Annotated in this window: 17 protein-coding genes; 6 read left to right on the top strand and 11 right to left on the bottom strand. The window is 43.3% G+C overall.

The annotated features are described in order from the left end of the window. Positions 1-143 precede the first annotated feature (143 nt). A complete protein-coding gene (locus NCI00_RS22515; RefSeq protein WP_013930683.1) occupies positions 144-608 on the top strand; it encodes an Lrp/AsnC family transcriptional regulator in 465 nt (154 codons plus the stop codon). A gap of 110 nt (positions 609-718) precedes the next feature. Here NCI00_RS22515 and NCI00_RS22510 read toward each other — a convergent pair whose 3' ends face one another. Genes NCI00_RS22510 through NCI00_RS22490 form a run of 5 tightly spaced genes read right to left on the bottom strand, consistent with a single transcriptional unit; the run spans position 719 to position 4,379 of the window. Continuing rightward, on the bottom strand, positions 719-1,474 hold the full coding sequence (locus tag NCI00_RS22510; RefSeq protein WP_253531488.1) for a LytR/AlgR family response regulator transcription factor: 756 nt from the start codon (positions 1,472-1,474) through the stop codon (positions 719-721). Then, the gene (locus NCI00_RS22505) at positions 1,471-2,481 is read right to left on the bottom strand and encodes a sensor histidine kinase (RefSeq protein ID WP_253531485.1); all 1,011 of its coding nucleotides are present in this window, start codon (positions 2,479-2,481) and stop codon (positions 1,471-1,473) included. Before NCI00_RS22505 ends, NCI00_RS22510 begins: the two co-directional genes overlap by 4 nt. 1 nt (position 2,482) lies before the next feature. After that, entirely contained in the window at positions 2,483-3,121 is a 639-nt protein-coding gene (locus tag NCI00_RS22500) for an SCO family protein (RefSeq protein WP_253531482.1), read from the bottom strand. Beyond that, positions 3,090-3,659, bottom strand: coding sequence for a toxin-antitoxin system YwqK family antitoxin (locus NCI00_RS22495; RefSeq protein ID WP_253531480.1), 570 nt, complete (start codon positions 3,657-3,659; stop codon positions 3,090-3,092). Before NCI00_RS22495 ends, NCI00_RS22500 begins: the two co-directional genes overlap by 32 nt. Beyond that, positions 3,660-4,379 (bottom strand): YHYH protein, encoded by a 720-nt coding sequence (locus NCI00_RS22490; RefSeq protein ID WP_253531546.1) that lies wholly within the window; start codon positions 4,377-4,379, stop codon positions 3,660-3,662. It abuts the gene before it with no gap. Positions 4,380-4,761: 382 nt separating this feature from the next. Between NCI00_RS22490 and NCI00_RS22485 the strand changes: the two genes are divergently transcribed. Continuing rightward, on the top strand, positions 4,762-5,442 hold the full coding sequence (locus NCI00_RS22485; RefSeq protein WP_253531477.1) for a DUF4386 domain-containing protein: 681 nt from the start codon (positions 4,762-4,764) through the stop codon (positions 5,440-5,442). Between the two features lie 2 nt (positions 5,443-5,444). Here NCI00_RS22485 and NCI00_RS22480 read toward each other — a convergent pair whose 3' ends face one another. Beyond that, entirely contained in the window at positions 5,445-6,062 is a 618-nt protein-coding gene (locus tag NCI00_RS22480; RefSeq protein ID WP_253531475.1) for a Crp/Fnr family transcriptional regulator, read from the bottom strand. 470 nt (positions 6,063-6,532) lie between these two features. Here NCI00_RS22480 and NCI00_RS22475 point away from each other — a divergent pair, with 470 nt between their 5' ends. Next, positions 6,533-7,066 carry a hypothetical protein gene (locus NCI00_RS22475; RefSeq protein ID WP_253531472.1) on the top strand — a complete coding sequence of 178 codons (534 nt, stop codon included), beginning with the start codon at positions 6,533-6,535 and terminating at the stop codon, positions 7,064-7,066. Positions 7,067-7,175: 109 nt separating this feature from the next. Here the strand turns inward: NCI00_RS22475 and NCI00_RS22470 are convergent, their stop codons facing one another. From NCI00_RS22470 to NCI00_RS22460, 3 genes are all read right to left on the bottom strand, one after another. Beyond that, entirely contained in the window at positions 7,176-7,703 is a 528-nt protein-coding gene (locus NCI00_RS22470) for an RBBP9/YdeN family alpha/beta hydrolase (protein WP_253531469.1), read from the bottom strand. 113 nt (positions 7,704-7,816) lie between these two features. Further along, a complete protein-coding gene (locus NCI00_RS22465; RefSeq protein ID WP_253531466.1) occupies positions 7,817-9,655 on the bottom strand; it encodes a tetratricopeptide repeat-containing sensor histidine kinase in 1,839 nt (612 codons plus the stop codon). Positions 9,656-9,678: 23 nt separating this feature from the next. After that, complete coding sequence (locus NCI00_RS22460) at positions 9,679-10,329, bottom strand: response regulator transcription factor (RefSeq protein WP_253531463.1); 651 nt, start codon at positions 10,327-10,329, stop codon at positions 9,679-9,681. A 284-nt stretch (positions 10,330-10,613) separates the two neighbouring features. Here NCI00_RS22460 and NCI00_RS22455 point away from each other — a divergent pair, with 284 nt between their 5' ends. The 3 genes from NCI00_RS22455 to NCI00_RS22445 are packed head-to-tail and all read left to right on the top strand — an operon-like array spanning position 10,614 to position 13,003. Continuing rightward, positions 10,614-11,084: a hypothetical protein gene (locus tag NCI00_RS22455; protein WP_253531460.1), complete on the top strand. Its 471-nt coding sequence runs from the start codon at positions 10,614-10,616 to the stop codon at positions 11,082-11,084. A gap of 42 nt (positions 11,085-11,126) precedes the next feature. Next, complete coding sequence (locus NCI00_RS22450; protein WP_253531456.1) at positions 11,127-12,671, top strand: tail fiber domain-containing protein; 1,545 nt, start codon at positions 11,127-11,129, stop codon at positions 12,669-12,671. A 5-nt stretch (positions 12,672-12,676) separates the two neighbouring features. Further along, entirely contained in the window at positions 12,677-13,003 is a 327-nt protein-coding gene (locus NCI00_RS22445) for a LytR/AlgR family response regulator transcription factor (protein WP_158549947.1), read from the top strand. Positions 13,004-13,072: 69 nt separating this feature from the next. On the opposite strand, the gene NCI00_RS22440 is transcribed toward NCI00_RS22445, so the two are convergent. Together NCI00_RS22440 and NCI00_RS22435 are read right to left on the bottom strand one after the other, a co-directional pair. Next, positions 13,073-14,515: a SulP family inorganic anion transporter gene (locus tag NCI00_RS22440; RefSeq protein WP_253531453.1), complete on the bottom strand. Its 1,443-nt coding sequence runs from the start codon at positions 14,513-14,515 to the stop codon at positions 13,073-13,075. A 6-nt stretch (positions 14,516-14,521) separates the two neighbouring features. Then, on the bottom strand, positions 14,522-15,001 hold the full coding sequence (locus NCI00_RS22435; RefSeq protein ID WP_253531450.1) for a hypothetical protein: 480 nt from the start codon (positions 14,999-15,001) through the stop codon (positions 14,522-14,524). Between the last annotated feature and the right edge of the window lie 365 nt (positions 15,002-15,366).

Raw genomic sequence — 15,366 nt, 5'->3', positions numbered from 1 at the left:
TCACGGTACAAAAGTAATTAGGCCGTTAGAATTTGTAAAATAGTGCCGTAAAATCAGTTAATATTGTGGTATATTATTTATAATGAAGTTATTTTTGTTGAATTGTATTAAAAGAAGATAGTATTGAAAGAAAAATTTTCGGCATGGAACAACTCGACGACATCGACAAGAAACTGCTCCGCCTCTTGCAGGCCGATGCAAAGCTAACCACCAAAGAATTGGCCGCTACGCTCGGCCTGACGCTGTCGCCCGTGTATGAGCGCATCAAGCGGCTAGAAAACCTCGGTTTTATCAAACAATACGTAGCTATTCTGGACAAAGAACTGCTTGGGCAGCCCATCACGATTTTTTGTCAGGTGTCGATGCGCTACCACGACAAGGCGTTTATCGAAAACTTTGAAAAAGAAATTCAGAAGCTAGAAGAGGTGCAAGAATGCTACCACATGGCGGGTCAGGTAGATTTTTTGTTGAAAATAAACATGGGAAGTCTGGACGAATACCACGGTTTTGTGCGCAACAAACTCTCCAAAATCGAGAATATCGGCACGCTCAATAGTACTTTTTCTCTGAAGGTCATCAAGCAGAGTTTGGGGTATCGGGTGGGGTGAGGAGGCTAAATGAATGGTTATTTTTTGCCTTTGTTGGTGTTATTTCACCAACAAAACTACACCCCTCACGGCGGGCAAATTAATAAACTTTGCTAGGTTGATGTCTTTCATCATGAATCTAGCCAAATTTTAAAGTCAGCTACCCGCTCCCGGCTCACAATGTTTGCGTCGCCTTCTAGCAATTTGGCCAAAATCGACAACCGACCATTAAAATAGGTGCTTGCCTTTTCGACGGCCTGAATATGCAGGATTACTTTTCGATTTATACGAAAGAAATCTTTGGGTAGCAGGATTTTTTCTAGTTGGTCCAACGTGTAGTCAATGATATAACGGCCTCCGGCGTTGGTTACTAAAAAAGAGATGCTGTCTTGGGTTTCAAAATGATGAATCTCATCGGCTTGAATTGTGGTAATGTTTTGCCCAGATTTGACCAAAAAACGAGTTTTGTATTGGTTGTTGAATTGCTGGTAGGCAAGGGTGATGGTTTCAAGCAAGTGCTTATTGCCAGATTGTCTTTGCTTCTTAAATTTTTCAATGGCAAACGTTAGCTCTTTCAACGAAATGGGCTTTAACAAATAATCAATGCTATTTTGTTTAAAAGCTTGAATGGCATAATTGTCATAGGCGGTTGTGAAAATAATGGGAATTTCGGGCTGGATGTGGGAAAAAATCTCGAAACTGTTGCCATCCGCCAAGTGAATGTCCAGAAAAAGCAAATCTGCCCGCAAGCCACTCTCAAATGCTTTTACGGTAGCGGCCACCGAATCCAAATATTGGATTACCTGAACAGCGGGGTCTATCTTCAACAGCAACAAATGCAAATGCTCTGCCGAAAGCTTTTCGTCTTCTACGATTACAACGTTCATGGCTTTAAAAGTAAAGGCAAAATTACGGTAAACGTTTTATCTGTACGGATGATTTCTATTTTTTCGTCGGTAAAAAACTGGTATCGTACTTGCATATTTTTTAGTCCTGTCTGTGAGCTTTTGGCTTTATCGCTTCGGGGCTGAATCGGATTTGTAATCAATAACCGATTTTTTTCGGTGTAAATCGTTACCTGCAACGGCTTGGCTTGTGAGGTTTCGTTGTGTTGAATGGTATTTTCGACCAACATTTGCAGACACATTGGGGGCAAATAGAGGCTTTTGTCAGGGGGAGAGATGTTGAGGGTAAACGTAATGCTGCTTCCAAAGCGTATTTTCAACAAATACATGTAATGTTCTAGAAAATCTAATTCTTCTTGTAGGCTGACCAACTCGGCATTTTTGCTGTCCAATACATACCGATACACTTTTGACAGTTCGTTGATAAAATCAACTGCTTTGTCTTGGTTTTGGTACACCAATGAACTCAATACGCTGAGATTATTGAACAAAAAGTGAGGATTAAGTTGGTTTTTTAGGTTTTCAAGTTGGGCGGTTGCGCTGGCAGTTTTATATTTTTCAATTTCTACCAAACTTTGGTTCCAAGCCCTAAAAAATTGACTTGAAATATAGCTCACCAAGCCCAAAAAAGTAATAATTATGGCTGGAACAAACATCTGCCTGATGGCTCTGTTGAACAAACGTATTTCACCGAATTTAATAAAATGAAGGAAGTTCATTAATAAAAATAGCGAAATAGCCGTAAAAATAAGGCTAACGATAAATTGACTGAATATTCTTTGTTTCGTATTACCCAACCAACTGTATCTTTTTTCTAATTGCCGGTCAATATAGGTATTGCCTTCCCAGAGTATCAAAACGATGAAGGGGATGATGAATAAGTCGGGTTCTAAAAAATCAATTAATCTAAAGAACAGTACTTTAAACAGGAGGGCTACCAAGACGGCAATACCGAATTTTTTTAGTACACGACTTATAGTTCTGTTCACGTTATTCTCCTTTCAGCGTTTTTATATCTTCCAATAGTTTTTGCATTTCCAAGCTCAGGGTTCCGTTGTAGATGCCTCTGATTCTCTTGTTTTTGTCTACCAAAATAAAGTGCTCAGTATGAAGAAACTCCGTGCTGTCTTTACTGAAACCAATGTCTTCTTCGGCAAAATATGATTTTCGGGCCAATTGATAAATAGCTGATTTACTTCCGGTTAAAAAGTGCCACTGTTTATTTTTGATTTGGTGTTTTTCAGTAAATTTTTTAAGTACAGCAGGCGTATCAATCCAGGGCGTGACCGAAAAAGAGAGCAGTACAATGTCATTCGTTGTGCTATCGCTGACAATTTTCATATTTTTCGTCATTACTGGACAGATACTTATACATGAAGTAAAAATGAAGTTGGCAACGTGGATTTTTCCTTCGATGTTTTTCTGGGAAATGAGGATACTGTCCTGATTTAAAAAAGAAAAATCGCTGATGCTATGCGGAATTTTTTCTTTTATTTCTGCTTCATTTTTGACAAAAAGGGGCGTAAAATCGGGGTCATTATAATAGGGTAATGCCGTAGTACCCGTGCCATTTTCAGTACAGCTGAGCAGGAGCATACTACTTAACAACAAAAATGCTGTCTGATACATTTTTACAGTTTTTAGTGCCCAATAACCCATATCTTTTTCCTTTAATGATGACATAATTGGCGCGTATTTTTCCATTATCATACCACATTTTTTGAGGCCCTTCCTCTTGTCCCTTCACATAAGTACCCAGATGATACAACTTCCCGTTTTGGCTCCATTCCTTCAATTCGCCCTCATAGGCATCGTTTACGGCCATAAATTCAAATCGTTTGGTGCCGTTTTGCCAATAAGAGACCTGTTTGCCGTGTTTTTGTCCGTTCAGGTAATTTCTTTCTTCCCATAACTGCTTGTTTGGATACCATTTTTTGCACAATCCACTCAGCTTGCCTTTGTAATAACCTTCCAAGGCGAGTGTATCATGGGTGGGAGAGAGTTCCACCAAAAAACCGTTGTAGGGTTGATTACCCACAAAAACAATGTCATTTTTTACTGAAATACTACCCGACGAGCGGAGAAGATAGATATTAGGGACGGTTTCTTCTGGCTTGCTGCAAGAGCAGGCCAGAAGAAACCAGAAAATTGTTTTGTACGATTTCATTTATTGCGTTATCGTTCCTGGCGTTCCGTAATAGCCGCTTCCATTCAGGTAAGGTGCGTCGGCGGTAAAATGATAGTGGTAGATACCGTTTGGATAATCGGCCGTAGGGTGCGTATGTCCGTGATAGGCATCCAGCATACTGCTGGTCACAGTTGTGCCATTTTCTTCTTGTGGCCCGTACACGGGAAAGCCGTCCAATAAAAAGCCCATCAGGCCCGATTTTGTGGATTTGACGGTGGTCAGATACAATGGTTCAACGTGATAATGGTACACGCCAGTGTTTTGGGGGTGTCCATAGTATTTATCAAAACTCGCAATCTCGCCCGTTAATGCTTGGTTGTTGGGTCCAGCATATTGATTAAACAACGCTACGCCATTAAGTGCAATCCCGATGGGCCCCAAGGGTGTGGCAGCGTGCGCCGCATCCACCTTGGGGTTCAGCGGAATTTTAATGGTAGCGTTATATTCAGCAATCGTATTCGGGTTCTTGGCAAAATTGACTCCGCTAAAGGTCTTCCCGCTGTAAGCTTCATACAACGCATTTCCTGCTGCATAGTAGGGGCTTTTATGGTCGGGTAAGTTTTTGGTTTTGATGGTGATGTAGGTGCCGTCGCTGGTAATGCTCGTGGCTCCGTAAATTTTTTTGTAAACGGCGGGCACTTCGGTAGAGACAGGAGTTGTGGTGTCGGTGTCGTCACTGTTGCAGCTAGCCAAACTCATTGTAATGAAAATTGCGAGCGCCAATTTGTTGATGGGTGTTTTTTTGAAATCCATAGTTGGTTTGGTTAAATAGTTGAATTTGAGGCCTCTAAGGCTGAAAATAGGGTAAAGCATAAAAGAGGTTTTTTTCATTATAGGTAGTGTTACTTCGGTTGTAAAACTAACGTTTAATGATGGCCTCAAAAAAGGAATTCCTTTGGGTTGTTGTAAAAGTAGGTTAAGTTGTTGAAATTTTTGGTCAAGCTATTATGCTCTTTTGTGATAGTAGCTCATTCTAGCTATAAATACCCTACCATGCCCGATTTCATTTCTTACCCAAAGTCAATGGATAGAGAATTTGCGGGCGGTAATTTTGGGCCATCATTCACAAAAAAGCAAAAAAATGGATACCAGAATACACCAAACATCCCCAAAAATGGCCCTCGTGGCGGGCTTCTCACTGATTGTAATGGCCCTTATTGCGGGATTTGCCTACGGGTACGGATTTGAAAATATCTACGTGGCCAACGATGGCCCCGCCACGCTGAAAAACCTGAACCAATCAACGACTCTGTTTCGGTGGGTACTGTTTTCGTTTGTCATTATTCTGATGCTGGATGTGGTGGTGGCTTGGGCGCTTTATATTTTCATGAAGCAGGTCGATGAAACGTTGTCGTTGCTTTCGGCGTGGTTGCGCTTGGTCTATGCCGCTTTGTTGGGTGTTGCGTTGTTGAATCTGGTGGGTATTTTACCCGAAGTAACGGGGCCTTCGCAAAGTGCGTCTTTGACGATGACCAGTTTTAGGGCTTTTTTGGCGATGTGGTCGTTGGGGTTAATTGTTTTTGGCGGCCATCTGTTTTTGTTGGGTTATTTGATGCTCCGGTCGGGTTTTATTTCCAAAATTCTCGGAATCTTAATGCTTGTGGCGTCGGTTTGTTACTTTTTTGCCAATATGGCGCAGCTTCTTTTGCCAAATTATGAGCATTACAAAGCCACGGTAGATGCAGTCTTGAGTGCGCCAATGGCCCTTGGAGAATTGGGCCTTGCGGGCTGGCTGGTGTGGAAAGGAAGGCGGAGAGGCTAACGTTATTTCTCTTTCAGGATTCGCTTTCTGATTCGGCTCAACGATTCGGGCGTAACCCCAATGTAGCCAGCGAGTTGGTGTTGCGGTACTCGTTGCAATAAATCAGGTCGATTTTCCAATAAATTCAGGTAGCGTTCTTCGGGCGAAGAAGCCATAAAATACGCCAGTGCATCTTGCGTTTTGCCAAAATCCTGCTCCATCATCTGGCGGGTAATTTCAATCAGCTTCGGAAATTTTTGATACATCTCCGTTTCTTTCGCGGGTTCTCCGATGAGTAGGATGGAATCTTCTACGCACGACAAATAACTTTCGGACTTGGCCTGGGTGGTGTAGCTCGTAAAAAAAACTGCGGCCTGCTCTTCCGTGTAAAATTGGGTGGTTTTTTCGATGCCATTCACCAGCCTAAACTGCCTTAAACAGCCTTTCAAAACAAAATAACATTCGTGGCAGATGTCTCCTTCGTTGACCAAAACGCTGCCTTTTTCATACAGCTTTACTTTCATATTGGCGGCAATCGCCTCAACTTCTTCTGAAGTAAGGGTTTGGAATTTAGAGAGATAGGTCGTTAGCTCGGTTCTCAATCGAGCGTCGATTTCTGGAATATTATTGCGGTTGTTCATAGGTTTATTGGCTGTTTGGTTGGAGAGAGAGGTAGAGTAGTAAGTTTCATAATGTCATCCAAATTAGGGGCTATTTGTGAATCTACAAAGAAACATTGGCCTATTTTTAGACGGGATTATTAACCACTAAAAACCAAATCGAAAAACCTCCATGCTCATTGGGGTTATTGGTATTTACCAGTAACACAGCGCCAATTTTTTAGGGGTAAACGAACTAACGTATACTAGGTAGCGTATTTATATTGATTTCTATTTTTTGGACAAAGAAGGTACATTAACAATCAAAAGGAGTACCATAAAAAGCAGGCTTTTTTGGGGCTATTGGAATTATTCCAAAAAGTCAAAAATAATAGACTGTCGGTTATATTTATAGTCTACATTGAATTAATTGCCCTTAATATCACTTAACTAAAATCATTGATAGGGCCATTTCGATCAGGAATGGACGGTAAAGTTAAAGGTATTCCAGAATGACGACGCTTACTGAAACACAGTTTGCAATGGCTGATCAGATTGTTAAAATCGTGGCTAAACATAATGGCAAATTGTATATTGGGCCATTGATTGAACAACTGACAGCCGTACAGCAGTGCAATAAAGAAGAAATAAAAAGAGTACTTAACCGATTGGCTGAGAATAGGATATGTGTCGTTTGTACCGACAGGGCAGAGGCCCATAAGTACGAAATCTGTATGACAGGCCGCGGAAATGAAGTTGTTAAATTGGGAAGCCTCTATGCGTGGCAATTTAGAAAAGAGAAGGAGAGTACAATAATGTTTAAATTTTTAAAAGACAAATTTGACGGTATAAGGGTATCACCCTCCTGTTTTGCACTGGTTCTTATATTGCTCGCGTTTGACCATATTCTTTTTGACTATCTGGAGGATAAGAAAAAGAGCAAAGAAATTCAGGTATTGTACCGAAAGATAGAATCTTTGGAGTCTTTGATGAAGCGCATTCCGCCCGCAGTTGCAGATAGTACCCAGCAGCAGATAAAAAAATAAGACCCAAATCCGTCTGAAACCATAATTGGGTCTTTGGTGCGCTTTGTTGGTGTTTTTTCACCAACAAAACCTGCGCCTTTATGGGTGTTTTTTTTACCAAAAAAAACAATCAAACGAGCATTTTAAGGATTTCCAATCCTTCGTCCCAACGGCCGTAACCTGAGTGGACGTTGATGTGGCCTGCGTCGCCGATGGAGACCAGTTTGCTTCCCCAAGATTCGGCAAAGAACTTATACCGCTCCATGGAGGTCCAGAGGTCGTTGGTACTTGCGACTACTACCGACGGAAAAGAGAGAGGAAGCAGTGGGATGGGTGCAAAACTTTGCAGTGACAAATCCATGTAGGGGTTGTCGATATCGGGAGGGGCCACAATCATGGCACCTTTGATTTTTTTTGGATGTTTGGCCGCCCAATGCGCCAAAGCAATGCCACCAAGGCTGTGCGTGATTAAGATGGTCTCGGAGGTGTCGAGGTCTTTCAGCGTTTTTTCAATTTCGCTCGTCCAGTCTTCGCAGGTTACACCCGTCCATCTTTTCTGATTTATTCGTCGGCAATTGCTCAATTGTTGTTCAAAATGAGTTTGCCAATGCTGGGCGGGAGAGTTTCCGTAGCCGGGCAGCGTAAAATACTGTATCATTTGTGCTGAGTATAATGGGTTGGTATATCTATTGCAATTTAGGGATAATTTTTGAGGTGTCGTTCAAGCTCGTTATTGGGTTTTATGGATTTATTGCCATTTTTATTTTTCAATTATACCGCCAATCGAACCGTAAATTCCGTTCCTTTTCCGGGTTCGCTTTTGCACAGAATGATACCACCGATTTCGTCCAAAATCCGTTTTACAATGCTTAGCCCCAAGCCCGTAGATAAGTTGCCAGCGGTGGCAGCTGAGGCCGTATTGTATTTTTCGAATAAATGGGGAAGGTGCTTGCTCTCGATGCCAATGCCCTCATCTTTGACGTGTACTAATACGGTATCGTCTTTTTTTTCGGCACTAACCCATACACGACCGTTTGGATTGGAATATTTGATGGCGTTGGAGACGAGGTTTTCGAGCACCCGCTGCACCAAGTGCGGGTCAGAGAGAAGATGCAAAGGCTGAGGGGCTGGCTCAAACAACAGTTGAATGTTTTTGGCGCGGGCCGCTTCCGCAAACTCGTTGAGCACCTCCTGCGTTAAGGTCTGCAAATCAAAGGTTTCGAGGCGAAGTGTGTGTTTGTTGGTTTCTGCTTTTTCAACGTTTAGCACGTCCTGTATCAAGTTCATACCCTGTTTGGCGCTTTTTTCAATGATTTGGACGGCTTCCAGGGCTTTGGTATTTGCGGCATCTATGTTCATTTTTAAGATAGAATTCCACGTGTTTATCACCAAAAACGGCGTACTCAAATCGTGAGATACAATGCTGATGAGCTGATTTTTTTCGCGGTTTAGGTCCGACAATCGGGTATTTTGACGCTCAATAAGTTCATTTTTTTCGTTCAACATTTTGTTCTTTTGCCGATTTTTGACCAGAAAATACCCAATCACGCCCGAAAACAGCAGCACGCCCAAAAAGCTGATTCCGAAGATGAGCCGTTGTTGCTGTTCCTGTTTCAGTTGCTGATTGAGGAGTTTGTTTTCCTGCTCCTTTTTCTCGGATTCGTACTGTTCTCTCAGTTGCGCAATGGATTTATTGGTCTCGGCGTTGATTAGTTCCTTTCCCAGACTATCGTAAATGGCGTAGTACTCATAGGCTTTTTTGTAGTCGCCAAAATACCGGTGTAGGTCGGCGAGAGAATTCATGGAGATGTGTTCTTTGGTTTTTGAACCGCTTTTTTTCGCAATCCTGAGGCACTCATTTACGTACCATTCGGCTTCTTTGCGCTGATTCAATTTGAGGTAAATTTCAGACATATTTCCGTAGTCATACCACAAGTCTTCGTCGGAGTGAATGGCCTTGTGAAAAGCAATATTTCTTTCGATGTAAGGCTTGGCCTGTGCGTATTTACCCTGTTTGATGAGCAGCGTGGCCAGATTGATGTACACATTGGCAATGCCGACCGAATCTTTGATGTTTTTTTTGATTTTAAGCGCTTGGGTATAGTAATAAAAAGCGCTGTCAAACTTGGATTCTTTGCGGTAAATCACGCCCAGATTGGTGTAATAAGTGGAGAGTCGCCGTGGATTTGCTTTCTCTTTTTGACCTTCAAGGATGCCTTTAAACAACAGAACTTTGGCTTTTTCGTTCTGCTCCGTACTGATATAAATATTAACAAGGTCGCCGATGGCTTGGTACTTTTCATCAAAAAATTGATTCTTTTCGGCTTCTTTCAAAAGCGTCAGGTACGACTTGACGGCGAGGTCGATTTTGCCGTCGTATTCATAGTAAAAACCCATAAAACGATGGTAATAAAGGGCTTCTTTTTTTAATCCGATGCTTTGGGCATCGGCCCGAATTTGTTCGGCCATCAGTTTGATGGAGTCCTTTTTTGATTCGTAGAAGGTCAGTGTCTTGTCAATTTTTGCCCGGATGGATGTTTCGGTAACTTGTCCAAAGACGGGCTTTAGGCAACCCCAAAAAAACAAAAGAAAAAATAACAACTGTTTCATAATCAGCGGAGTATGTAGTGTTGTTAATTGTCAATCAAATTATAGTTGATGGCGTATTTTACCAGACCTACGGTATTGCTCACCCCCAGTTTAATCATGATATTTTGCCGGTGCGTATCGACGGTACTTACGCTGATAAAGAGTTTTGCGGCAATTTGGGCGCTGCTGTATTCCTGACAGATGAGGGTTAAGATTTCTTTTTCGCGTTTGCTCAAAATAACGCCCGAGTTTTTGGTGATGTATCCATTTTGGTGAATGGATTGGTCTTTTGAAAAGTCAAGCTCAATGTTTTTGGCGTAGTAAGTTCCGCCGCCAGCTACCGTTCTAATGGCTTCAAAAACCTCCTCGTAGGTAGCATCCTTGAATAAATATCCCTGAAAGCCAAGTTTTTGGAGTCGATGAAACAGGCGTGAGCCGCGCAAGATGGTAAGGTAAATGACGGGTAATTGTGGGTGCGTCGCCCTGATTTTCGACAGCAAATCTTCGGGGTCGGAGTTGGGTAAATTTACATCCAGTACTAAAATGTCAATACAGGGTTTTGTGGCCAAAAAGTCGATGGTATCCTGGCCAGAGGTACAGGTTTTAACCACCTCAAAATCATGCTGTGTTTCGATGATAGCGGCCAATCCGCGTAGCAATAATTCGTGGTCATCTACTAGGCAGAGCTTAATCATAGCGGCTTCTTTGAGTCACTTTTTACTTCTTTTTTGCTATTAAAATTAGAAAATGACTCGCGCATCTACAAACAATCGGCGGGCCGAAAGCTTTAATTGACCCGAAAATTTACTTAACGGTTCTGATTCACTAGAATATACTGTTTAGTCAACCCTCTCGGGTGTTATTATCCCTATTTACACGATGTTTTGGCATGGATATAAATCTGAAATTTGCCAACAGAAAATTTCTGCGGACTTCATTCTATGTTTGATAATCTCCCTAATCATATCTTACTGAAACCATGAAAAAGCGCTTTTTGTCATTCGTTTTATTATTGACTGCCTTGGCTTCTTGTTCTAAAAAAGAAAACGTCAGTCCTTTCTTTTTCTCGTGCATGATAGAAGGTAATAAATATGCCATTGAAAATGAAATAGGGGCTTATGCCGTGGTTTTTAGCAATACGTCCAATACTATCTATGGTACTGAGTTAGAAAATGCCAAAACCGCTACGCCTCGTACCATGTACATCACTTTGGAGTCTACTAAGGGCGTAGGGGTACACCAATGTAACGGCAAAAACTCTATCTTTTTTGAAGATACCGACAAAGTGGTGTACCGAACCAATTTTAACAATGGTTCGGGCCAAATCGAAATCACCGAGAAAACCGCCGAAGTTATTAAGGGAAAATTTTCGGGCATCGCCAAATCATTTACTAATCCCATAAAGACCATCAATATCACCAGCGGAGAGTTTTCTGTGCGGTTTCGATAACAGACGCTTCTTTTTCCATCTTTTACCTCAACTCTTAAAATCATGCAAAAGCTATTCATTCTTTCTATTTGTAGTTTTATTGCCTCTAACTTGTTAGCACAGAGTGTGTTGATTACGCCCAGCAAAATGGAGTCAAAGCAAAACTCGCCCGGTGATAATCTCATTTTACAGGGCACTAATGCCCCCAATATCTTTGCAAAACGGCACAATGGTACGCTTACGTTGCCCACGGCGGTTCTTTCGGGCGATAATATTTTTATTCTTCAAGGTGCGGGGTACAACGGAACTACATTTACGCAAGCAAAAGGAGCTATTCGGTTTGAGGCTACCCAAAATTGGACTACCACCCAAAACGGAACAAGGATGGTGTTTTTGACGACTGAGAATGGAAGCACCGTACAAACGGCCCGTATGACAATCAATCATGACGGAAATGTAGGAGTGGGAACTGAAATACCGCAGGCAAATTTTGAAGTGGCGGGCAACGCTGGTATGGGCGTACGAACCTACGGGGCTGGTAATACTTATAACTCCCACATCTACGGAAGCCATGCAGGCGGCACTGAGAGTGCCCCTACGGCCTCGACCAACGACCAAATTTTGGCCCGTTTTGAAGGGCTTGGCCACAATGGTAGTTATTTTGAAGAAGGAGCCCGCATGGAAATCCGCTCCAAGGAGACCTGGGCAAGTGCCGAAAATGGGGCCGAAATCAACTTTTATACTACGCCCATCAACAACGACATTCCCCTCAAACGGATGACCATTGCTGAGAATGGAAATATCGGAATCAATACCAGTACGCCGACTTATCCGCTGGAAGTGTTGGCAACGACCGATGATGGAATTGCCGTGAAACGCTTCGGCGACGCTCCCGCATTTTTTGGGGTATCGGCAGGCGGAAATATAAATACTCCGGGGCCTTCGTTGAATGGCCATATTCTGGCCCGCTTTGGGGCGCGAGGCTACGACGGAAACAATTTTACCAACGCCAAAGCGCGTATTGAGATGCGAACCACCGCCGACTGGAGCCCAACCAGCACGGGTGCCGCCATTGATTTCATAACAACCACGGCCGCAGGTACTACGCCTCTGGTAAATATGACCCTTTCGGGGCCGGGTAATTTGGGTGTGGGACGACTGCCTACGCTTAGCTATCGACTTGAAGTAGAGGGAAATGCCTATAAAACCGTGGGCGGTGGTAACTGGGACTCGCCCTCCGACCGCCGTTTGAAGAAAGATATTACTTACCTCAACAGTCAGGAAATACTCCAAAAAGTGCTGCAATTGAAGGGTGCAAATTACCGTTGGATTGACGAAAAAAAGGGCAAAGACCTGCAATTTGGCTTCATTGCGCAAGAGTTGAGAGAGGTGTTCCCGACCAAAGTTCAACAACATGCCGATGGATATTTGTCGGCTACTTACGGTGATTTTGACCCGATGCTGGTCGAATCCATAAAAGCGCTCAAGGCGTTGATTGATGAACAGCGGGAAATGATTGCGGAGCAACGGGTAGAAATTGACCAATTAAAAACGGTTGTTTCGGCCAAGAATGACGTGTCCAATCAATCAAGCAGAACCAAAGAGTAATGACCATGATTCTCTTTACATTAACTACCTTTGAGGCGGGTCAATACGTTGATTTTGAGAAGGTTGTTTGCATTACGGGTGACGGAAATTATTCCTGTATCCATTTGACCGACGGACAGCGATTGTTGGTGTCGAAGTGTTTGGAACAACTCGAACCGCGACTGCCGCACCGTCAATTTCTCCGAATTCATAAGCGTTACCTCATCAACCTGCGATTTGTGGAAAGTATCTTTCCGAAACAAATTAAGCTGACCGACGGAAAAGTCTACGCCGTGGCCCGTCGGCGGTGGCCGAGTGTCAATTCTTATTTTAAACAGAAAATACGACGCTAAAAAAAGCTGCCTCTACCCACCAAATGTTTGGCGGATAGAGGCAGTTATCTGCTCTCCAGAATTGTGAAGTTATTTTTGGGGGGCAGAAGCGTGGGAATTTACCATCGGCTCTACTTCTAACTCTGAGCCAGGCGTATCTTTTGTTTTACGTTTGAAAACCGCTTTTACCACAAAATAGATAATCAAAGCCGACAGAACACCCGTCAGGAAGTCGGTCAGCGGAACCATAAAGGCCGTGTAGGTCATCATGGCAAACTCAAACTTACCCTGATGTTTGATTTCGCGGATTTCGGAAGGTTTGATCATGTTGCTTGCCACCCAAACCAAGATACCCCCGATACAAGCCATCGGAATCAGTTCGAGGTATTGGGCCAAATTGTAGGCCATTGCCAATTTTAAAGCTGCTTTGAAGTAACCTGCCAACGGTGTTTGGGCACCTGCCTTGATGCTCGTAGCGGTGCGGGCCAACGCTCCAGTACAAGGGAACCCCTGAACCAACGGCGTAAGGATTTGCACCATTCCCTGTCCAAAAAACTCTTTGTCGGGGTTAAAGGGCGTTCTTTGGTTGTTGGCCAATTTGTCGGCCATGGATGAGCACAGAATACTCTCGACGCCCGACACAAACACGATGGCACACACAAAATAGATAATATCAATAACAACGCTGCCGTTCAGTGCGGGTAGCATGGGCGGCGTAAAAACGAAGAAATTGTTGGGGATAGAGCCGTAAAGGTCTTTGACCAAAATGATGTTTTTATCGGCCAGAAAGGTGGCCGAAAGCAGCGTAGCCAGTCCCATCGCAATGACAGGCCCGGGAATGAAAACCGAAATTCGGAGTAAAGTTTTGGTTAAAGCGAAAGTCATCAACCCCAAAAAAATCGACCAGCCGTTGATTTTGTCGATGTTCCCAAACGCCGTAGTCAGGTTATGAATCAAGCCGCCTTTGATGTCTTCGTCTTGTCCCAATAAATCCTTGAAGGATTCAATGCCCAGAATATCTTCGACGTTGGTGAGAGCAATAGCCACCGCGATACCGATGGTAAAGCCCACAATGATGGAATTGGGAACGAGCTTGGCGTAGCGTCCAAAACCATAAATACCCATCACAATGAGTATAACGCCAGAAATCATCGAAACCAAAATCAAAAACCCGTGGGCCGTTTCAAAATCGCCACCATTGGCGGGGCCATATTTGGTAATCAAGCCCGCAATGACGGGAATGAACGCGGCTGTAGGCCCGTAGACTTGGTATTTGGAGCCGCCGAAAGTACGTCCTACCACGCAGGCCAACGCGCCCGCAATGATGCCGTGCTCGGGGCGCATTCCCATTGCCATCGCAAAGCCCATCGCCATCGGAATGGCCGTCATGGCCACAATCAATCCCGCGCTAAAATCCCGATAAACGGTTTTGGCCCAGTTGTCTTTTGTCAGGTCTTCCCAGCGGGAATCAAACAAGGTGAAGAAGAGCTTCAGGCGGCCAGCGGGCGTGGTCGGAAATAATTTCTTGTTCATTTCATTTTAAATAAAAAGTGCAATTAATTGTTCTTGTTCTGTTTGCTTGTAATCGGTGCCCCAGTTTATTTCAGTGACGGGAACCTTGGCTTTTTTCAGGATGGGTAAGGGGTTAAATCCATTTTTTGCGGGTTTTAATTGATAGGTTTTAGGAAGGTAGATTTCATTGATTTTGTTGGCGTCCAAGTAGTTATTCAAATAGCCATTGGTGTTCATGGTCAATAACTCAATCGAAATATCCAATAGCTTGCCTTCAAAGCGATTTTTAATGATTTCGAGGGCTTCTTTAAACTCATTGGTGACGAGCGCTTTTATTCTATTTTCTGAAGAATAGAATAATAATTCCGTGATTGAATTGTCGGGGTATTCGGCATAAATAAGCACCACCCGGGTGGGTTGGTCGATATGCGATGCCAAAGCGAGTTTCAAAGTGTTGAGCGATGCAACACAAAAATCGGTAGGGATTAAAATAGTTTTTGTTGCCATGCCTTGCGTTAGGTTATGGACACAAAACTATTTTGGCGTTATTAAGAGCCTCTAAGAATGAGATTAGAAATTGATAAGAAAGGAATTATTTTGCCGACTAAGCCAGTGGGACAAGGCAAAACACCGCCTCGCAGCATAGGGTAAGTAAAAGGAATAACGCACAGAAACGGCCTTTGCTTGCTTTAGTTGACTTAAACACCAACAATGGCTTAAAGCACTTTGGGTGGTGTCTGAGCAGGAGGAGGTAGTCTAACAGTTTAGCGGCTAACCGAAGGGGGCGATTACGAAACAGTTCACTATTAATACACAATACACCATCCCGCTAGCTAGCGGGATGGACGCGAGGCAGAATGTTCAATTAACCA

It is taken from the genome of Runella salmonicolor (assembly GCF_024158025.1).
Lineage (GTDB): Bacteria > Bacteroidota > Bacteroidia > Cytophagales > Spirosomataceae > Runella > Runella salmonicolor.
The sequence above is the reverse complement of the archived record's forward strand: the minus strand, read 5'-3'. Positions and strand labels throughout refer to the sequence as shown.